Raw genomic sequence first — 252 nt, forward strand, 5'->3', positions numbered from 1 at the left:
GGGCGCCCCGTTCGCCGGGTCCGGCGCGGCGGTGGCGGCCGTGGCGGTCCAGTCGGGCTATCTCGCCGCGGCGGGTGTGCTGCTGGTCCTCGGCCGGGAGCGGCTGCTGCTGGCGGCGCTCGTGCCGGTGGTCGCCGGCGCGGCGGTGCTGCCCTGGTGGGAGCCCGGGGTGCTGCCGCGGGCGGGACTGCCGGTGCTGTCGCTGGGCGGCGCGGTGGCCGCGGCCGGCTGGGCGCTGCGCGCCACCCTGTC

The 252-nt window shown here is 82.1% G+C and carries 1 pseudogene; it reads left to right on the plus strand.

Annotated elements, in window-relative coordinates:
- A pseudogene (locus tag GTW67_RS20205) lies at window positions 1-252 on the plus strand (hypothetical protein); the annotation flags it as partial.

The sequence above is a fragment of the Streptomyces sp. SID5910 genome (assembly GCF_009862125.1).
Taxonomy (GTDB): Bacteria; Actinomycetota; Actinomycetes; order Streptomycetales; family Streptomycetaceae; genus Streptomyces.